Origin of the sequence: Microbacterium hibisci, assembly GCF_015278255.1 — a bacterium.
GTDB classification, from domain to species: domain Bacteria; phylum Actinomycetota; class Actinomycetes; order Actinomycetales; family Microbacteriaceae; genus Microbacterium; species Microbacterium hibisci.
The window spans coordinates 570,962-587,710 of record NZ_JADIJC010000002.1 but is presented as its reverse complement, the minus strand read 5'-3'; the positions used below and the strand labels follow the sequence as shown (position 1 = coordinate 587,710).

Annotated in this window: 21 protein-coding genes; 15 read left to right on the top strand and 6 right to left on the bottom strand. The window is 70.8% G+C overall.

Translation table 11 applies throughout. The features are described from left to right. Window positions 1-35 precede the first annotated feature (35 nt). Window positions 36-956 (top strand): helix-turn-helix transcriptional regulator, encoded by a 921-nt coding sequence (locus IM770_RS06785; protein WP_203580360.1) that lies wholly within the window; start codon window positions 36-38, stop codon window positions 954-956. Window positions 957-1,093: 137 nt separating this feature from the next. Here the strand turns inward: IM770_RS06785 and IM770_RS06780 are convergent, their stop codons facing one another. Continuing rightward, entirely contained in the window at window positions 1,094-1,723 is a 630-nt protein-coding gene (locus IM770_RS06780; protein WP_203580359.1) for a MerR family transcriptional regulator, read from the bottom strand. Window positions 1,724-1,793: 70 nt separating this feature from the next. On the opposite strand from IM770_RS06780, the gene IM770_RS06775 reads away from it, so the two are divergent. Then, window positions 1,794-2,300: a DUF4188 domain-containing protein gene (locus IM770_RS06775; protein ID WP_203580358.1), complete on the top strand. Its 507-nt coding sequence runs from the start codon at window positions 1,794-1,796 to the stop codon at window positions 2,298-2,300. Between the two features lie 77 nt (window positions 2,301-2,377). Here the strand turns inward: IM770_RS06775 and ppk2 are convergent, their stop codons facing one another. Next, window positions 2,378-3,283 carry a polyphosphate kinase 2 gene (gene ppk2, locus IM770_RS06770; protein WP_203580357.1) on the bottom strand — a complete coding sequence of 302 codons (906 nt, stop codon included), beginning with the start codon at window positions 3,281-3,283 and terminating at the stop codon, window positions 2,378-2,380. 203 nt (window positions 3,284-3,486) lie between these two features. On the opposite strand from ppk2, the gene IM770_RS06765 reads away from it, so the two are divergent. Further along, complete coding sequence (locus tag IM770_RS06765; protein ID WP_203580356.1) at window positions 3,487-3,762, top strand: hypothetical protein; 276 nt, start codon at window positions 3,487-3,489, stop codon at window positions 3,760-3,762. 219 nt (window positions 3,763-3,981) lie between these two features. Beyond that, entirely contained in the window at window positions 3,982-4,692 is a 711-nt protein-coding gene (locus IM770_RS06760; protein WP_307785387.1) for a lysophospholipid acyltransferase family protein, read from the top strand. Window positions 4,693-4,796: 104 nt separating this feature from the next. On the opposite strand, the gene IM770_RS18265 is transcribed toward IM770_RS06760, so the two are convergent. Then, a complete protein-coding gene (locus IM770_RS18265) occupies window positions 4,797-5,303 on the bottom strand; it encodes an NIPSNAP family protein (RefSeq protein ID WP_239065806.1) in 507 nt (168 codons plus the stop codon). 284 nt (window positions 5,304-5,587) lie between these two features. Between IM770_RS18265 and IM770_RS06750 the strand changes: the two genes are divergently transcribed. The 3 genes from IM770_RS06750 (at window position 5,588) to IM770_RS06740 (ending at window position 8,903) form a co-directional block, all read left to right on the top strand. Then, entirely contained in the window at window positions 5,588-7,081 is a 1,494-nt protein-coding gene (locus IM770_RS06750; RefSeq protein ID WP_203580355.1) for a hypothetical protein, read from the top strand. Window positions 7,082-7,272: 191 nt separating this feature from the next. After that, window positions 7,273-8,196 (top strand): alpha/beta hydrolase, encoded by a 924-nt coding sequence (locus tag IM770_RS06745; protein WP_203580354.1) that lies wholly within the window; start codon window positions 7,273-7,275, stop codon window positions 8,194-8,196. 329 nt (window positions 8,197-8,525) lie between these two features. Next, window positions 8,526-8,903: a DUF2255 family protein gene (locus IM770_RS06740; RefSeq protein WP_203580353.1), complete on the top strand. Its 378-nt coding sequence runs from the start codon at window positions 8,526-8,528 to the stop codon at window positions 8,901-8,903. Between the two features lie 6 nt (window positions 8,904-8,909). Here IM770_RS06740 and IM770_RS06735 read toward each other — a convergent pair whose 3' ends face one another. Then, window positions 8,910-9,611 carry a nitroreductase family deazaflavin-dependent oxidoreductase gene (locus tag IM770_RS06735; protein ID WP_203580352.1) on the bottom strand — a complete coding sequence of 234 codons (702 nt, stop codon included), beginning with the start codon at window positions 9,609-9,611 and terminating at the stop codon, window positions 8,910-8,912. Window positions 9,612-9,839: 228 nt separating this feature from the next. Between IM770_RS06735 and IM770_RS06730 the strand changes: the two genes are divergently transcribed. After that, entirely contained in the window at window positions 9,840-10,340 is a 501-nt protein-coding gene (locus tag IM770_RS06730; protein ID WP_203580351.1) for a GNAT family N-acetyltransferase, read from the top strand. 8 nt (window positions 10,341-10,348) lie between these two features. On the opposite strand, the gene IM770_RS06725 is transcribed toward IM770_RS06730, so the two are convergent. Together IM770_RS06725 and IM770_RS06720 are read right to left on the bottom strand one after the other, a co-directional pair. Further along, window positions 10,349-10,612: a hypothetical protein gene (locus IM770_RS06725; RefSeq protein WP_203580350.1), complete on the bottom strand. Its 264-nt coding sequence runs from the start codon at window positions 10,610-10,612 to the stop codon at window positions 10,349-10,351. 62 nt (window positions 10,613-10,674) lie between these two features. Further along, entirely contained in the window at window positions 10,675-11,025 is a 351-nt protein-coding gene (locus IM770_RS06720) for a hypothetical protein (protein WP_203580349.1), read from the bottom strand. A gap of 272 nt (window positions 11,026-11,297) precedes the next feature. Here IM770_RS06720 and IM770_RS06715 point away from each other — a divergent pair, with 272 nt between their 5' ends. From IM770_RS06715 to IM770_RS06685, 7 genes are all read left to right on the top strand, one after another. Beyond that, entirely contained in the window at window positions 11,298-12,614 is a 1,317-nt protein-coding gene (locus tag IM770_RS06715) for an MFS transporter (RefSeq protein WP_203580348.1), read from the top strand. Between the two features lie 91 nt (window positions 12,615-12,705). Beyond that, complete coding sequence (locus IM770_RS06710) at window positions 12,706-13,848, top strand: ThiF family adenylyltransferase (protein ID WP_203580347.1); 1,143 nt, start codon at window positions 12,706-12,708, stop codon at window positions 13,846-13,848. After that, window positions 13,845-15,092, top strand: coding sequence for a molybdopterin molybdotransferase MoeA (locus tag IM770_RS06705; RefSeq protein WP_203580346.1), 1,248 nt, complete (start codon window positions 13,845-13,847; stop codon window positions 15,090-15,092). Before IM770_RS06710 ends, IM770_RS06705 begins: the two co-directional genes overlap by 4 nt. Next, window positions 15,089-15,580, top strand: coding sequence for a cyclic pyranopterin monophosphate synthase MoaC (moaC, locus tag IM770_RS06700; RefSeq protein ID WP_203580345.1), 492 nt, complete (start codon window positions 15,089-15,091; stop codon window positions 15,578-15,580). Before IM770_RS06705 ends, moaC begins: the two co-directional genes overlap by 4 nt. Then, on the top strand, window positions 15,577-16,197 hold the full coding sequence (gene mobA / locus IM770_RS06695) for a molybdenum cofactor guanylyltransferase (RefSeq protein ID WP_203580344.1): 621 nt from the start codon (window positions 15,577-15,579) through the stop codon (window positions 16,195-16,197). Before moaC ends, mobA begins: the two co-directional genes overlap by 4 nt. Further along, window positions 16,194-16,469 carry a DUF6457 domain-containing protein gene (locus IM770_RS06690; RefSeq protein ID WP_203580343.1) on the top strand — a complete coding sequence of 92 codons (276 nt, stop codon included), beginning with the start codon at window positions 16,194-16,196 and terminating at the stop codon, window positions 16,467-16,469. Before mobA ends, IM770_RS06690 begins: the two co-directional genes overlap by 4 nt. Next, the gene (locus tag IM770_RS06685; protein ID WP_203580342.1) at window positions 16,469-16,702 is read left to right on the top strand and encodes a MoaD/ThiS family protein; all 234 of its coding nucleotides are present in this window, start codon (window positions 16,469-16,471) and stop codon (window positions 16,700-16,702) included. The genes IM770_RS06690 and IM770_RS06685 overlap by 1 nt, the downstream gene beginning before the upstream one ends. Window positions 16,703-16,749: the final 47 nt, after the last annotated feature.

Here is a 16,749-nt window from a genome sequence, read left to right as displayed (position 1 = left end):
CCCAGCGCGGTGGCGGGCCGACCTAGCCTGTGTGCATGGACAACCGTTCCGAGGTCCGCGACTTCCTGATGTCGCGACGTGCACGGGTGGAGCCGGAGGACGTGGGTTTCGCACGCGGCGCGGACCGCCGTGTGCCCGGTCTGCGTCGCGGCGAGGCTGCCGCGCTGGCCGGTGTCAGCGTCGAGTACTACGCCCGCCTCGAGCGAGGGGCGATCGCCGGCGCCTCTGAGGCGGTGCTGGACGGGGTGGCCAGGGCCCTGCAGATGGACGACGCCGAGCGCGAGTACCTGTACCGCCTCGCGCATCAAGCCGCCGGCGCCGCTGCCCCGAGCCGCCGAGCCGGGCAGCCGGCTCAGCCCTGGCGGCCGTCGCCGAGCATCCAGTGGTTCCTCGACGCGATGCCGTCCGCCGTCGCCATGATCGGCAACGGCCGCACGGATCTGCTCGCGTGGAACCCGCTCGCCGCCGCGCTGATGGACGAGATGCTCACCACCGCGACGACCACTCCCCCGAACTTCGCGCGGTTCATCTTCCTGGAGCCGGTGGCCCGCCGGTTCTACCCCGACTGGGAGCAGATCGCCGGGATCAACGTGGCCCAGTTGCGCACGGAGGCCGGGCGCGACCCGCACAGCAAGCCACTGCACGACCTCGTCGGGGAGCTCTCCACCCGCAGCGACCACTTCCGAACGCTGTGGGGCCGGCATGACGTGTGGGAGCACCAATCCGGCGTGAAGCGATTCCATCACCACGCGGTCGGCGACCTCGCCCTTCACTTCAACGGCCTCGACCTCGTGGGGCACGCCGGTACCCAGCTGACGGTGCTGACGGCCGAGCCCGGCTCACCCGACCATGAGGCGCTGCTGCTCCTCGGCAGCTGGGCCTCGGCGGGACGCACGACGGCCGAAGCGATTCGAGCGAGTGAACAGAGGAACCCGCCCGCCCGCCCTGCTGGCTGAAGTGCGTCGGTCGGCGCCCTGGGAGCGTGCCTGAGCGGAGTCCCGAGGCACGCTGGTGGTCGGGGCTCAGAGCTTGAGGGGAAGCTCTCGCGATCCTCGGCGGGTTGCGGCATCCGCCATCCGTCTCTCCATCGAGATCAGTGGCGGCCCGCGATCGGCGGACGACCACCGAACCGCTCCGCTGACGCGACCTGCTCCGCCACCCGGCGAAGAGCGAGGAGGAGCGGCTCGATCAGAACCGAGCCGAGAACGACGTACCGCACGGCCGCTTCCGGCGACTCCGTCGGGACGCCTGCGATCTCGGCACGCGCGATGCGACGCACCGATTCGAGATAGGCCGACATGACGGCATCCGGAATCTCGAACCCCGCCCGCGCGATCCCCTCGAGCGCGCGCGCGACGGCGGCGACCACATCGTCGTCGCACGTTCCGGGCTGCCAGCCGATCCTTCGGATCAACTGCTCCGCCGCAGCGGTGTCGAGGTCACCCGCCGCACTGGGCGTGACCGCAGCGTGGGCGGCGCCGAGCAGTTCGTGCGGGCTCTCCGGTGGATCGTCGAGGGCATCGAGCACTCGGCGGACCTCAGCGAGGCTCACGCCGGCGTCGATCAGCGCGCGGATGACGCGGAGGCGCCGGGCGTGCCGCTCGGAATAGGTCGCCTGCGTGGCGGCTGTGCGCTCGCCCTCGGGAAGCAGTCCCTCTCGCAGGTAGTACTTGATCGTCGCGATGGGGACGCCGGTGGCGGTCGACAGCTCGGAGATTCGCATGGTCACCTCTTGACGTCGATAGTACTGCTATCCAAAATAGATACTACTACTATCCAACGGGAGACGAACGATGACCAAGATCATGGCGGGGCGCATGACCCATCGATACGACGGTGAACTCGTGGTGTTCCACATCGGCATGCAGATCAACCGATGGTGGCGTCCCGACCTGTGGTGGCCGGCGTTCGCCGCGATGCCGCGCATGCTCAAGGAGCTGAGCCTCGACGCAGATTCGGGACTGCTCGGCTACCAGCTGCTGTTCGGCTCGGGCGGGCCGTACGTCGTGCAGTACTGGTCGTCGGTCGAGAAACTGTACGCGTACGCGTCGAACCCGGCGCAGGAGCACCGCCCCGCGTGGGCCGCGTTCAACAGGGCGGCCCGGCGTGTGCCCGGAGCTGTCGGGATCTGGCACGAGACGTATCTCGTCGAGCGCGCAGAGAGCGTCTTCGTCTCGACGAAGCCGATGGGACTGCCGAAGGCGACCGAACTCGTTCCCGTGGGCCGGAACCACGAGCGCGCCCATGCCCGGTTCGCGGACGGGAAGACGCGTCCGGCGACTGCCGCCGCCGTTCGCTGACGACCTCGAACGCGCCCGCGAGCCGGGCGACTCCGGCACAGCGGGCCGGCTGCGGGCGGCCGCTCGGACGGGTGCGGCTATTCGTCGGCGGTTTCGCGGATGCCGCGCATGACCAGCCGCGGGTCGGGGGTGCCGATGACGCGGTCGTCGCGTCCGTCGTAGTCGAACTGCCGCAGGAAGAACCGCATCGCGTTGAGGCGCGCGCGCTTCTTGTCGTTGGAACGCACGATGATCCAGGGGCCGTGCTTCTTGTCGGTGCGACGGAACATCTCCTCCTTCGCGCGGGTGTAGTCCTCCCACCGGTCCAGAGACGCCAGGTCCATCGGCGACAGCTTCCACCGCCGGACCGGGTCGAGTTGCCGGATCGCGAACCGGGTGCGCTGCTCGGTGCGGGACACCGAGAACCAGAACTTGGTGACGTGGATGCCCGAATCCACCAGCATCCGTTCGAAATGCGGGGCCTGCACCATGAACTGCTCGTACTCCTCGTCGGTGCAGAAGCCCATCACGCGCTCGACGCCGGCCCGGTTGTACCAGGACCGGTCGAACATCACGATCTCCCCCGCCGTCGGCAGGTGCTCGACGTAGCGCTGGAAGTACCACTGCCCGAGTTCCCGCTCCGTCGGCTTGCTCAGCGCCACCACTCGCGCCGTGCGCGGGTTGAGGTGCTCGGTGAATCGCTTGATGGTGCCACCCTTGCCCGCGGCATCCCGCCCCTCGAACAGGATGATGGCCCGCCGGCCGTTGTCTTCCAGCCAGTATTGGAACTTCAGCAGCTCGATCTGCAGTCGGTACTTCTGGAACTCGTACTCGTCGCGGTCCATCAACTCCGCATACGGGTAGCCCTCCTGCCACGTGTAGACGGGGTTGCCGTGCGGGTCGATCAGGTCGGGGTCGGCCGTATGCCCGTCGCGCACCGAGTAGCCCTGCTGACGCAGGTGCTCGATGTACTCCCGCAGGCCCTCCACCGGTACGCCATCCATCCCCTCAGCTCCCTCCGCGACACCTCCGGTGCCACCATGCACGCATTATCCCGGGCGGAGGTGACCGACCGGTACGCCGCGTTGCGCGCTCGACGCGCGGGACGGAGCCGCAGCAGCCGATCGCCGCCCGTTCACCCGATGGCCGGGTTGGGGTCACCGGCCAGCCTGTCGACGGCCACGGCACCGAGTGGGACACTGCCCCCATGGGCATCGATGACATCTGGATGCAGCTGACCGGGGAGACCCGCGACTGGCTGATCGCCAACAACGGCGACGCCGTCCCTGCGGACATCGCCTCCGAGATCGATGACGTGGCCGACGCCGCGAACGCCGACGACGTGTGGGCGGCGGACTCGGAGTCGGTCGCCGACGCGGCCGGCGAGCTCGACGACGACGAAGACGCCGACGACGAACCGGGCGCCCGGTACCTCGCGGAGGACGCCGTCGAATGGATCGAGGAATACGCGAACGACGAGTAGTCGAAGCGCCCGCTCGAGCGGGTGATCGAACGACAGGCTCGGGTCGTCGACGGTGCGGACATGTCGTCGCGCCAGGAACAGGAGCGTCAGCAGCACCGTGACGCCGGAGGTCAGTGATGCCAGTCCGGTCTTGGCGCCCGAGCGGTCGTTGAGCGGCCGCCCCGTTCGTCCGTTCCGCGGGTGGGGATCGCACTCGGTCGCGACGGGTAGGGTGGCGAGGTGACAGCACCTGCTCGGCCGACTCCTGCTCCTGCGCCGCGGCCGGGTGCCGTCTACTTCCTCGGGCGGGTGGTTCTGCGCCCGTTGTTCTGGGTGATGTACCGCCCACGAATCGTCGGTCGGGGCAACGTGCCGGAGCGCGGCCCGGTGCTGCTGGCGAGCAACCACCTCGCTTCGCTCGACACGGTGATCATCCCGACATCCGCATCCCGCCCCGTGCAGTTCCTCATCAAGTCGTCATACTTCACGGGCTCCGGGGTGCTGGGACGCGTCAAGCGCTGGTTCTTCACGTCGATCGGCGGTGTGCCGGTGTACCGCGCGACCGGTCGCGACGCCCGCGACGCCCTCGATGCGGGCAGCAGCATCCTGCGGGCCGGGAGCGTGTTCGCGGTATTCCCTGAGGGATCCCGCTCACGCGACGGGAAGCTGCACGAGGGCCACGGTGGCGCAGCCTGGATGGCCCGTGACACGGGCGCCGCGGTCGTGCCCGTCGGACTGATCGGGACCGGCACCGTCAAGCCGCTGAGCCACCTGCTGCCGGGAAGGCCGCGCTTGGAGGTTCGCTTCGGCGAGCCGCTCGACCTCGCCGACCTCGACGGCGTGCCGGACGGCAAGGCCCGCCGCGAGATCACCGAGCGCATGATGGCCGCCATCGCTCGCCTGAGCGGACAGGAGCGCTCCGGAAGCGTGAACGCGACTTCGCGCGACTGAGCCGTCTCGTCGAGGGTCTTCGACGCACCGGTCGGCCCGGGCGTTGTAGAAGCACATTCGCACCTGCGCTGCGAGAGCGCTCGCGTCGACCGCCCGCGAGCGCCCTACGAGAACACGGGTGAGAGGAAACGGCGCTCGTAGCGGCGGATGCAACCCGTCGTGCGCGCGAGCTCGAACGCCTCCTGACACTCGGGGTCCGTCTTCGAGGCGTTGCGGTACACCTCATATTCGGCCAGCGAGGGAAAGCTGAACAGGGCGAACGCCTCGTCGCTGTCGCCTTCGCTCGGCATGAAGTAGCCGTGGTGCGTGCCGCCGAGTTTGTCGACGAGTCGGATCCACGCACGGCCGTACTCGGTGAAGTCGTCGAGCTTGTCGGGATCGATCTCGTAGCGAAGGTGAACGGTGATCATGGAGCTTCCTTTGCGGCCGGGCCTCACAGAAGTCTCACCCGTGCGAGTGCCCGCGCGACGACGATCGCCGTGCCTGGGCGCGGAGTGGCCGGAAAGATCCGAACCTTGGCAGGACAGCCCGCGGTGCGCACCCTCGGCGCCGGCGTGCACGACCCGGCCGAAACCGAAAGTGGCCGCCGTCACGATGATCGCGAACGACATCGTGCTCACGTTCCACGCTTCGATCGAGGCGATCGGAAAGTGAGCGCGACGGAGTAGGGGGAGATTCCTGCCGTCTCGGCGAGAGGCGCAGCCAGGTCGTATCAGCCACCGGACTATCGCTCTCAGTCTTCGTAACGGCGCGGTGCGGGACCCGACGAACGATCATTCGGACCCGCTCTGCCGCTCGGCGTCGCCACTGGCGGTCCGCCGTCGGCCGGAGCATTATTGCCCCGGAGCGTAGTAGTGACCCTTTGCACGGCATCAGCGAGGATCCTGGGGGCATCATGAACTCTGCCAACCGAGAGGCCGGAGGCGGGACAGGCGGCGGAACCGGACAGACCTCACCAGACGAAGCAGCTGCTGCCGACAACGAAGCAGCGGAGACTGCGAGCAAGGATGACGCCTCGGTCGACCAGCCATCCTGGGTGGATATCTTCGGCAAGTTGGTTGCTGACGCCGTCGCCGCGGGAGCCTCCGTCGAGGCGGCGATCAAAGCAGCCGAGTCGGTCGTCAAGACAACCGCGAGCTTCCGCTCTACTGTGTCCCCGCGGGAGTCACAGTCCGCTTCACGGTCACCGTCACAGCCAGATCCGCGATCGCAGTCATCGTCACAACCACAATCGGAACCACACCAGGAGCCGGAGCCGGAGCCGGAGTCGAAGACGCCGGCAATAGATGTCCCGGAGACAGCCCAGCTTCAGGAAAACCCTCGCAAACGCTTGGCATCGTGGCGAAATCGGGCTCTCGCGACCTATTGGGAGCTCAAGGCCGAACTCGATTGCCTGAATATCCGCCTGGGTGAACGATCAACGGCGTCCGCGAGACAGCAGCTCAAACATGCCTACGAGCGACTCAGGTACGCCTTCGACGTCGCGAGCACTCCACCGCCACGTGGACAGAGGTTCCGCACCATGTGGCGCGGCAGCGACATCGACAGCGCGAACCTCGCGCTGCATGAAGTGCGAGCGGCGATCGTCCAACTCACACCGGACGCGACCAAAGACGCCGGCCTCGTCATCGAGGCACAAGAACGGGCGGCTCAGCTGCTGAAACCGAAGGACTCCCGGCTCACCTCGCTCGTCGGCCTGCAGGACCCGCTCCCGGCTCCCGAGTCGGAGAAGCTGCGCGCGGGAACGATGGTCAAGGCCGCTGTCGCCCTCCGCGCCGCATACTCCGCCAACGCTGCGAAGCATCGGCAGGTGCGCGACTTCCGGAACGTGCTCATCGCGGCCACCGTCGTCCTCTTCGTCGGCGCCGTGCTGCTCTCGGCCGTCGGCTGGCTGTGGCCGACGTCTTTGAACCTCTGCTGGACTGTGCCGGATGGAGCCGACGGCGGCGACGCGGCCGATACCATCTGCCCATCGGGCTTCTCGTCGCCGACGGGAGGCGACGTCGCTCTGGTCTCCCTCCTCGGGCTGCTCGGCGCGGCTGTCACGGGCGCGATCGCGATCCGCCGGCTTCGCGGAACGAGCACGCCGTACGGCGTGCCCCTGTGGTCGGTGCTCATCAAGCTGCCGATCGGAGCGCTGACAGCGTTCCTCGGGTTGTTGCTGCTCAGCGTGGTCGACAGCTTCACCCTCACTTCTCAGCAGGCGATTCTGGCGTGGGCGCTCGTCTTCGGTGTCTCGCAGGAAGCGTTCACCCGCCTCATCGACCTCCAGGCTCAAACCGTACTGGACAGCGTTCCTACGAGCGCCAAGGACGGTGGCGCAGGCGGAACGCCGGTGAACGCCACAGAGGCCGACGGCACGGCGGCAGAGACTACGACAAATCGCTAGCGGAACTCGCTTTCGGAGACGACCCGCTCGGGCCGAACCGGAGGTCTTCCGCGCGGTGTCGATCATCTAGCGCAAGGAGCAAGACCAGTCCGGCGTGCAGTCGGCAGACCGCTCGTACAGGACACGCGTGTCCGGTGACGCTCTACGATGAATCGGCGGCTCGACGACGACCGTCCTGGAACGGAGCAGGCATGGACATTTCGGCAGTGAACCCGACACTGCGGACCGCGACCGAGAAGGCCCCCGCGGTGAACCTCGAGAACAGCGTGGTGCGGTGGCTGGCAGGGGCCGCGTCGCCGCTCATCCCCGGCAAGCGCGTCGCCGGGGTGGAACGCCGCACCTTGCGCCACGACGGCGTGAAGCTGCGCGTCTACATCCCTGCACGACCCTCGGGCGCGGGCCTGCTGTGGATCCACGGCGGCGGACTCGTGCTGGGCGCCGCGGCGATGGACGACGTGCACTGCGGCGAGACGGCACGCGACACCGGGACGACGATCGTCTCTGTCGATTATCGGCTTGCGCCGCGGCATCCGTTCCCCGCCGCGATCGACGACTGCTTCATCGGATGGCAGTGGCTCCGTGCGCACGCCGAAGTGCTCGGTCTCGACGGCGAGAGGCTGGCGATCGGCGGGCAGAGCGCGGGTGGCGGGCTCGCGGCGAGCCTCGTGCAGCGCGCGATCGACGCCGGCGACGCGGTCGCGGCGCAATGGCTGTTCTGCCCCATGCTCGACGACCGCACTGCGGCCGAGCGCGATCACGACGCCGTGAACCACTTCATCTGGAGCAACCGCTCGAACCTCGTCGGCTGGCGGTCGTATCTCGGCACGGCCGTCGGTGCCGAGTCGCTCCCGCCGTACGCGGCTGCCGCACGCCGCGAGGAGCTCGCGGGCATGCCGCCGACCTGGATCTACACGTCCGACATCGAGCTGTTCCACGACGAAGACATCGAGTACGCGAACCGGCTGAGTGCGGCGGGCACCGACGTCACCGTCGAGGTGGTCAACGCCGCGCCGCACGGATTCGAGGCGTGGGCGTCCGACAGCCCGATGGCGCGCGACCTCCTCGCCACCGCCCGCGACTGGTTGCGCGAGCGCCTCGAGCGCGGAGCCGCCTGACGCCTGTCCGCCGTGAGGTGGTCAAACGCATCGTCGAGGCGGTCGAGGGCGAGGAGCCTGCGCGCCGCGGGCGGACAAGCCGGCGCCGCTGCGCCGGACGGTTGAAATGGTCGCACCGAGCCCCTTCGTCACGGATCCCTCTCCCCCGATCTGACTGATGCGCGTGAGCGCCCGCCACTCACGCAGGAGGGGCTCGCGCCGCCGCGAGTGAGGCCGCCGATGCGGGTTGCGACCGGGTGTGGCGATGACGCGGGCTGCGGTCGAGAATGGCGCACATGACCTCGAACGCATCGCGTTTCGCCGCGCTCGGCGAGCTGAGGCGCTGACCGATGCCGGAGGGCTCGGTGTGGACGCCGGAGCAGCTGCGGGTTCTCGCCACCGCGATCGAGATCGAGGTGTCGGCACCCCGCCGCGACGGTGGTCTCACGCACTGGACGCCGATCTGGGTCGTCGTCGCGCGGGCGGAGGTCTTCGTTCGCACGTGGCACCGGCGCGAGACCGGCTGGTACGGCGGCGCGGTCAGGTCCGGGATCGCGCGCATCCGGGTCGAGGACTCTCCGCTCGAGGTGACTGTCACGGCGGTCGGCGATGAGCAGGCGGCGACCGTCGACGCCGCGTACCGCGCGAAGTACGGGGAGCTCGCCGCCCGCAGCATGGTCACGGCGGAAGCCGCCGCATCGACGCTTCGCCTGGCCCCGAGCCGCTGACCACCGCTACCCCGTGGTCCGTCGCAGGACGATGGCCGCCGGCATCCGCTTCACGACGAAACGGAAGAAGGGCTTCGCCACTGCCGCCGCTTCGCCCGGCTCGACGATCCGAGGTTCGACGACGCGCAGCTCGGCGCCCTTCGATGTGAGATCGGCCGTGCCCGCCGCGACGACGTTGCGGGCCCAGTTGGTCTTCGGCCCCCACGGCAGCCCGATCAGCACGACGGCGGGGTCGACGGTGGGCACGACCGCGACCGGCGTCGCGTAGTCGGCACCGCTCTTGCGTCCGCGATGGTGGATGAGCGCCCACAGCGGGACCCCTGGGCGTCCGGCGAGCGCCATCGCGATGGGCTCGGTCGCCTTCACCAGCGCGCGCGGGGGTCCTGAACGCGGGGCGCTGAGACCGCTCAGACCTCTGCCCCCTGACATCACGTCGCCGAAGTGGTACGAGATCACAACGGCCATCGCGACGGCACCGGCGGCCGCAGCCACGGCCTCGCTTCGCGAACGGATGCCGCGCCGCAGAAGCAGTGCGCCGGCGATCGCGTTCGCCGCGCTCCAGGCGACGTTCACGCGCGGCGACGACATGCCGACGCCTGGAGGATCGGCGAACGGGCTGGGAAACGGCCTGCCCTGCACGCCGCTGACGCCGTGCGGCACGGCGTTGACCAGCAACGCGGCGCCCAGCGCGCTTCTGACCGTCGTCATGACCGACACACGCACACCCTACGTCCGCTCGCCGATCGATTGGGACAGCGACCGCAGGAGCCTGCGACGGCGACAGGAGCCGGCGGCCGATTCGGACCGGACGGATGTGGAGGAACTGGTGGCGACGGAGACCGAGCGAAGTGAGGTCCGATGCGTACCGACGCGCGGGGGCGCGGCGGCAACCGCAGCCCGGGGTGCCCGCCCGGCGGTTGCTGACACAGTGGAGACATGAGCGACGACTTCGAGCCCGCGCGCCCGCGCGTCCGCAGCTACCGAGCCGAGGACGCGCGGGCAACCCTGACGATCTTCCTCGCGGCGATCACCGAGACCGCCGCAGCCGACTATTCGCCAGAACAGGTGCAGGCGTGGGCGCGGCCCGATCGCCGGAACCTCACCGAATGGGATGCGGCGCGGAAGAGCCGCAACACCTACGTCGCTGTGATCGGCGGCGAGGTCGTCGGCTTCTCTGACGTCGCTGAGACCGGCTACATCGACATGATGTTCGTCTCACCGACGCACGCACGTCGAGGCGTGGCTCGAACGCTCCTGACCACTCTGGAACAACGAGCGCGAGACGCCGGCGCCAGCCGGCTCACCGCTGACGTGAGCATCACGGCGCGACCGTTCTTCGAGCGAGCCGGGTTTCAGGTCGTCGCCGAGCAGCACCCCGTCACCGGGGGCGTGCAGATGACAAACTTCCACATGGCGAAGTCGCTCGCGAATTCCTGACGGGCGGGCTACCCCCACTCGACATCCGCCACCACCGGGAAGTGGTCCGACGGATACACGCCGCCCACGGGTGCGTCCACAGTGAACGCACTGCGGGCGGAGACGCCGGATCCCCTGCTCACGAGGATGTGATCGATGCGCCGGTCGAGCTGCTTCGTCGCGTCGCGCGGGGCGAAGGGCACGGCCGCACTGAGGGTGACGGCAGCGGGATCCCCGCCGCCGAGCTCCCAGGTGTCGTCGGCGATGTCGGCGAGCGGCCCGAACTCTCGCATGCCCGCACCCTACGCCGCCCCTGCGCCGTGGGACGGAGCGGGCGCCGCGTGGCCGAAGGGCGTCAGCCGGACGCGGATCCCCACAGCGGCGCCGACATCACCGCGCCCACGAGCAGGAGCAGGGTCACCCCGAGGGCCACGCTGTCGAGGATGGGGCGTCGTGAGGCGCTCCGCCGGATCGCGCGAACGAGGACGACGGCCGACAGGCACGCGGCGCAGGCGATCAGCAGCCAGCCCACCACCCAGGCCAGCGCCGCCAGGTTCTCGTTCGCATCGAGAGCCATCGGATTCCCGGCGCTCTGCACCCACAGCGAGTTGTACCACCACAGCGCGCAGGCTGCCCCCGCCGCCAAGCCGACCGCCCAGGCCGCCAGCGCCGTCAGCCGGTCGCGCGTCATCGTCTGCTCACCCACACCCGCACCATAGCGGCGCCTCCGCGACGCTGTCGACAGCTGACCGCCGACCGCCCACCGCCGACCGTCTGCGGCGCCGAGAACGAGGGATGCCGACCGGGGAAACCGCTCTGGTTGGCCCGGATCGTCTCCGCATCGCGGTCGTGACCGGAAGCAGACGCCCGCCGCCGATGCTGCCGCGCCCGGCGCTCTGTCCCACCCCTCTGGACGCCGTGCCGGCACAGGACTACCGTCGCTGTGTCGTCATGATGCCGTGACCGAGGCGGTGCGCCATGTCCAGGTCGAGTGCCGTACGCGCGCTGCCCACGCCGAGGCGGGTGCAGGGCACGTACTACACGCTGATGCTCGGCAACACCCTGGCCGCGTCGTTCATCTGGGGCGTCAACACCCTGTTCCTGCTCGACGCCGGCCTGTCGAACCTCGAAGCCTTCTCGGCCAACGCGTTCTTCACGGCCGGGATGCTCCTCTTCGAGATCCCGACGGGCGTCGTCGCCGACACCGTGGGTCGCCGGGCGTCGTACCTTCTCGGCACTGTCACCCTCGCCGTGACCACGATCCTCTACTGGCTGCTGTGGGTCTGGGAATCGCCGTTCTGGGCATGGGCGATCGTGTCGGTGCTGCTCGGGCTGGGCTTCACCTTCTTCTCCGGCGCGGTCGACGCGTGGCTGGTCGACGCCTTGAAGGCGACCGGCTACGAGGGCAGTCTCGAGACCGTATTCGGGCGCGCGCAGATCGTCGGCGGCATCGCGATGCTGGCGGGCTCGGTGCTGGGCGGCGTGGTCGCGCAGATGACCGATCTCGGCGTCCCGTTCGTCATCCGTGGCGCCATTCTGCTGCTCATGCTGGTGGTCGCGGCCCTGCTGATGCACGACCTCGGCTTCACGCCCGACCGCAGCGAGAAGCCGCTGCAGGCGACGCGGAGCGTTCTGCGGGCATCCGTCCGATATGGACTCGGCGACCCACCCGTGCGCTGGCTCATGCTCACGAGCCCCTTCACCGCCGGGGTCGGCATCTACGTGTTCTACGCCCTTCAGCCGTATCTGCTCGAGCTCTGGGGCGACGAGGACGCCTACTCCATCGCCGGCCTCGCCGCCGCGCTGCTGTCGGGCGCCGCGATCCTCGGCGGCACCCTGGCGCCCTGGGTGCGCAAGCTCTTCCGGCGCCGCACCTCGGCGATCCTGCTGGCGACCGTGTCGAGCGCGCTGGTTCTGCTCGGGCTCGGCCTGGTGCGCAACTTCTGGTTCGCCGTCGTGCTGGTGGCGCTGTGGGGCATCGCCTCGGCGATCGACGACCCGGTGCATCGGGCCTACCTCAACGACATGATCCCGTCGAAGCAGCGCGCCACGGTGCTCTCGTTCGACTCGCTGATGGGCTCGGCGGGCGGGGTCGTCTTCCAGCCGGTGCTCGGACGGGCGGCGGATGTCGGCGGCTACGGCGCGTCGCTGATCTGGAGCGGTGTCATCTCCGCGGTCGCGGTGCCCTTCGTCCTGCTGAGCCGTGCGCAGAACGCGCCCGCCGACTCCGCGCGCGAGGTCACCCCCCACGCGGACACCGAGCCCGACGTCGGGCCCGACGCCGAGACGGGATGACGCCTCCACCCCCAATCCGCCCGCGGCAGTACCGATGTCCTCTTCGGACCCGCCGAGTCCCACTTCCCCGCCCCGCGGTTAGCCTGAGGGCATGGCCATTCCCCCGCTCGTCGATCCGGTCGCCGAGCTCACCGATGCCGAACGCACCCGCACCGCACGCCATCGTGTGCTGGCGGGCTTCGGCGAGCTCGCCCAGCGCCGCCTCGCGGCCGCGCACGTCGCCGTCGTCGGGGCCGGTGGGCTCGGCTCCCCCGTCGTGCTGGCACTCGCGGCCGCGGGCGTCGGAACGATCACCGTGGTCGACGACGACCGTGTCGAGGCATCCAATCTCCAGCGCCAGGTGATGCACCGCGTGAGCGACGTGGGCGCGGCGAAGGTCGATTCGGCCGTGCGCATCGCGGCCGACCTGTCGCCGACCACCCGCGTCGTCCCGGTGCAGGAACGGGTGACCCCCGACAATGCGACCGCGCTGCTGGCGGGCGCGCACGTCGTGATCGACGGCACCGACACCTTCCAGACCCGCGAGGCCGTTGCGGCCGCGTGCGAAGAGCTCGGGGTGCCGCTGGTGTGGGGCGTCGTGCAGGAGTTCCACGCGCAGGTGACGGTGTTCTGGTCCGCGCCGCCCGCGGGCCGGACGCCGGTGCGACTGGCCGATCTCTACCCGCCGGATGCCGGGCGCGAGGCACCCTCGTGCGCGCAGGTGGGCGTGCTCGGCGCGCTGTGCCTGCAGGTCGGGGCCCTGATGTCGACAGAGGCCGTGAAGCTCCTCACCGGGGTCGGCGAGCCGCTCCTCGGTCGCGTGCTCGTGATCGATGCCCTCCGTGGCCGCACCGACGAGGTGCCGTTGCGACCGGCGGAGGCGACGACGGATGCCGCGCCCGCAGCCGCGATGCAGCAGCGGGCATCGGCACCCGCCGTGCAGCCGGCCTCCGCGATCCCGCACCTCTCCCCCGCCGAGACGCTGGCCGCGCAGCGCGCCGGCGCCGTGCTGCTCGACGTGCGTGAGCCCTTCGAGACCGAGCGCGGCGTCATCCCCGGCTCCACCCTGCTGCCGCTCGGCGACGTGCTCGCCGACCCGTCGCAGGTCGAGGCGCCGACGGTCGTCGTGGTGTGCCAGGTGGGGATGCGTGCGCAGCGCGCGGCCGCGGCGCTGCGCGCCGCCGGGGTCGAGGCATCCGTCCTCGACGGCGGCATCGACGCGTGGAACCGCGACATCGCGGCGGTCGACGCGTGAGCGGCTTGCGCACTGTCGAAGAGCACCTCGCCGACGTGCTCGCAGCCGCCGCACCGCTGCCCGGCGAGCGGGTGCAACTCGCCGACGCCCACGGCCGCACGCTCGTCGAACCGGTGCGTGCCGCCGTCGACATCCCGGTCTTCGACAACTCCGCCATGGACGGCTTCGCCGTGCGCTTCGCGGATGTGACGGATGCCGCCCCCGGCGCCCCCGCCAGCCTCCGTGTGGTCGCCGACCTGCCGGCCGGCACCGCCGCCGACCCCGCCCTCGACCGGGGAGAGGCCGCCCGGATCATGACGGGCTCGCCGGTCCCGTCGGACGCCGATGCCATCGTGCCGTTCGAAGACACCGCCGGCGGCCTGGCCGACTCCCTCGGCTCGATCTCGGTGCTGCGCGCGCCGCGCGCGCAGGGCGCGCACATCCGCCGCGCCGGGGAGGATGCCCGCGTCGGCGACGAGATCCTGCCGGCCGGCGCGCTCCTCGGCGCGCTGCAGGTCGCAGCCGCCGCCGCGGCCGGCGCGGCGGAGGTCGTGGTGGCGCGTCGCCCGCGGGTCGCCGTCATCTCGACCGGTTCGGAGCTCGTCGAGCCGGGGTCGCCCCTGCGCAGAGGCCAGATCCCCGAGTCGAACAGCGTGCTGCTCGCGGCGCTCGCGACGGATGCGGGCGCCGAGGTCGTGCGGCGCGCCAGCGTGCCCGACGAGCCCGGCGAACTCGACGCGCTGCTCGCCGAGGTGACCGACGCCGGCTCGCCCCGGGCCGCCGACGTCGTCGTCTTCTCGGGCGGCGTGAGCGCCGGTGCGTACGAAGTGGTCAAGACGACGCTGGCGCGCACCATGGTGTTCTCGAAGGTGGCCATGCAGCCCGGCAAGCCGCAGGGCTTCGGCCGCCTCCACGACAACGGGGCGCTGCTGTTCGGCCTGCCGGGCAATCCGGTCAGCGCCGCCGTGTCGTTCGAGGTCTTCGTGCGCCCCGCGCTGCTGCAGCTGCAGGGCCGTCGCACCCTGGAGAGGCCCGTCATGGCTCTGCCCGCGGCATCCGCGTGGCGCACGCCTCCCGACCGCCGCCAGTATCTTCCCGTCGTCATCGACCGTTCCGATCCGCGTGGGTGGCGCGTCGGCCCGGCGACGTCGGGAGGTTCCCACCTGGCCGGAGGCCTCGGCCGCGCCGAGGCGTACGCGGTCGTTCCCGCCGAGGTCGAGGCCGTCGCCGCCGGCGACGTCGTCGATGTCATGCTGATCTCATGAGCACCGACCAGCCGACGTTCACCCACCTCGACGCGGCGGGCAACGCCCGCATGGTCGACGTGACCCTCAAGCAGCCGACGGTGCGCTCTGCCACGGCGCGTGGATTCGTCCGGTGCTCGCCCGAGGTCGTCGCGGCGCTTCGCGACGGCGCCGTTCCGAAGGGCGACGTGCTCGCGGTGGCCCGCGTCTCAGGCATCCAGGCCGCCAAGCGCACGCCCGAGCTCCTTCCGCTCGCGCACGTCATCGGCGTGCACGGCGCCACCGTCGACCTCGCGATCGAAGACGACGGCGTCGCCGTCGAGGCGACGGTGCGCACCGCCGATCGCACCGGGGTCGAGATGGAGGCGCTCACCGCCGTCTCGGTCGCCGCGCTCGCCGTCGTCGACATGGTGAAGGGCCTCGACAAGGGCACCTCGATCGAGCGCGTGCGCATCGTGACGAAGACCGGCGGCAAGAGCGGCAACTGGCACCGCCCCGGCGAGGCATGACAGGCGACGACCGCCTCGGGGCGATCCTCCTCGCGGGCGGACGCGCCACGCGCGTCGGCGGCGCGGCCAAGCCGCTGTTCGAGGTGGGTGGGCAGACCCTGCTGCACGCGGCCGTGACGGCGGTGACGGATGCCGCGGCCCGGCCGATCACCGTGGTCGCCCCCGTTCTCGACGAGACGCTGCCGGTGACCTGGGTGCGCGAAGACCCGCCGTTCTCGGGCCCGGCGGCGGCGATCGTGGCGGCGCTGTCCTCGTGGCCGGATGCCGACGATCCGGACTGGACGCTGCTGCTGGCGTGCGATCTGCCGGGGGTCGGCGCCGCGGTGCGGCGGCTCGTCGCCGACCTACCGCTGCTGCCCGCCGACACCGACGGGATCTGCCTCGCCGACCGGTCGAGCCGGCCGCAGTGGCTGATCGGCGCCTATCGCACCGGCGCGCTGCGGGCCGCGGCATCCGCTCTTCCCGATGGCGGACGCGACGCGCCGGTGCGTGCGCTGCTCGACGACCTGGCGATCGCGGTCATCGCGGCGCCCGACGACCTGACCCGCGACGTGGACACGTGGGAAGATCTGGAAGAGGCCCGGCAGCGGGCCGCGCACCTCGAGGAGTCGCCATGACCGAGCAGTCCCGCACCCTTCCGCCCGAGGCCCTCGACGAGTGGGCGGCGGCGCTGCGCGAGCGATTCGGCCTCGCCCCCGAAGACCTGCCCGTGGCGCTGATCCTCGAGCTCGCGCGCGATGTCGCCATCGGGGTCGCGCGCCCGGCGGCGCCGTTCAGCGCGTTCGCCGCAGGCCTCGTCGCCGGCCGCGCGGGCGGATCGCCCGAAGACACCACCGCAGCGGTCAAGGCCATCACCGAGATGGCCGCGACCTGGGAGCACGAGCGCTGATGGCCGTCGTCCGGTACTTCGCCGCGGCCCACGAGGCGACGGGGCTCGACACCGAGCGCCGGTCCGAGCCGACGCTGGGCGCTCTGCGCGAGGCGGTCTCGGCGGCCTACCCCGGCCTCGGCGGCATCCTCCCCCGTTGCGCGGTGCTCGTCGGCGGCTCACGCGTCGCCGACGACACGCCCCTCGCCGCCGACGACCTCGTCGACGTGCTGCCGCCCTTCGCCGGCGGCTGATCCCAGCACAACATCGGAACGATCCGACGACACACCGACAACGGATG

Bases quoted from the DNA above. Each gene is read 5' to 3' on its own strand.
- IM770_RS06730 (WP_203580351.1), top strand. From the start codon at position 9,840: ATGAGCGACGACTTCGAGCCCGCGCGCCCGCGCGTCCGCAGCTACCGA.
- IM770_RS06725 (WP_203580350.1), bottom strand. From the start codon at position 10,612: ATGCGAGAGTTCGGGCCGCTCGCCGACATCGCCGACGACACCTGGGAG.
- IM770_RS06710 (WP_203580347.1), top strand. From the start codon at position 12,706: ATGGCCATTCCCCCGCTCGTCGATCCGGTCGCCGAGCTCACCGATGCC.
- IM770_RS06685 (WP_203580342.1), top strand. From the start codon at position 16,469: ATGGCCGTCGTCCGGTACTTCGCCGCGGCCCACGAGGCGACGGGGCTC.
- IM770_RS06735 (WP_203580352.1), bottom strand. From the start codon at position 9,611: ATGACGACGGTCAGAAGCGCGCTGGGCGCCGCGTTGCTGGTCAACGCC.
- IM770_RS06775 (WP_203580358.1), top strand. From the start codon at position 1,794: ATGACCAAGATCATGGCGGGGCGCATGACCCATCGATACGACGGTGAA.
- IM770_RS06740 (WP_203580353.1), top strand. From the start codon at position 8,526: ATGCCGGAGGGCTCGGTGTGGACGCCGGAGCAGCTGCGGGTTCTCGCC.
- moaC (WP_203580345.1), top strand. From the start codon at position 15,089: ATGAGCACCGACCAGCCGACGTTCACCCACCTCGACGCGGCGGGCAAC.
- IM770_RS06765 (WP_203580356.1), top strand. From the start codon at position 3,487: ATGGGCATCGATGACATCTGGATGCAGCTGACCGGGGAGACCCGCGAC.
- IM770_RS06690 (WP_203580343.1), top strand. From the start codon at position 16,194: ATGACCGAGCAGTCCCGCACCCTTCCGCCCGAGGCCCTCGACGAGTGG.
- IM770_RS18265 (WP_239065806.1), bottom strand. From the start codon at position 5,303: ATGTCGTTCGCGATCATCGTGACGGCGGCCACTTTCGGTTTCGGCCGG.
- IM770_RS06715 (WP_203580348.1), top strand. From the start codon at position 11,298: ATGTCCAGGTCGAGTGCCGTACGCGCGCTGCCCACGCCGAGGCGGGTG.
- IM770_RS06780 (WP_203580359.1), bottom strand. From the start codon at position 1,723: ATGCGAATCTCCGAGCTGTCGACCGCCACCGGCGTCCCCATCGCGACG.
- mobA (WP_203580344.1), top strand. From the start codon at position 15,577: ATGACAGGCGACGACCGCCTCGGGGCGATCCTCCTCGCGGGCGGACGC.
- IM770_RS06785 (WP_203580360.1), top strand. From the start codon at position 36: ATGGACAACCGTTCCGAGGTCCGCGACTTCCTGATGTCGCGACGTGCA.
- IM770_RS06750 (WP_203580355.1), top strand. From the start codon at position 5,588: ATGAACTCTGCCAACCGAGAGGCCGGAGGCGGGACAGGCGGCGGAACC.
- ppk2 (WP_203580357.1), bottom strand. From the start codon at position 3,283: ATGGATGGCGTACCGGTGGAGGGCCTGCGGGAGTACATCGAGCACCTG.
- IM770_RS06745 (WP_203580354.1), top strand. From the start codon at position 7,273: ATGGACATTTCGGCAGTGAACCCGACACTGCGGACCGCGACCGAGAAG.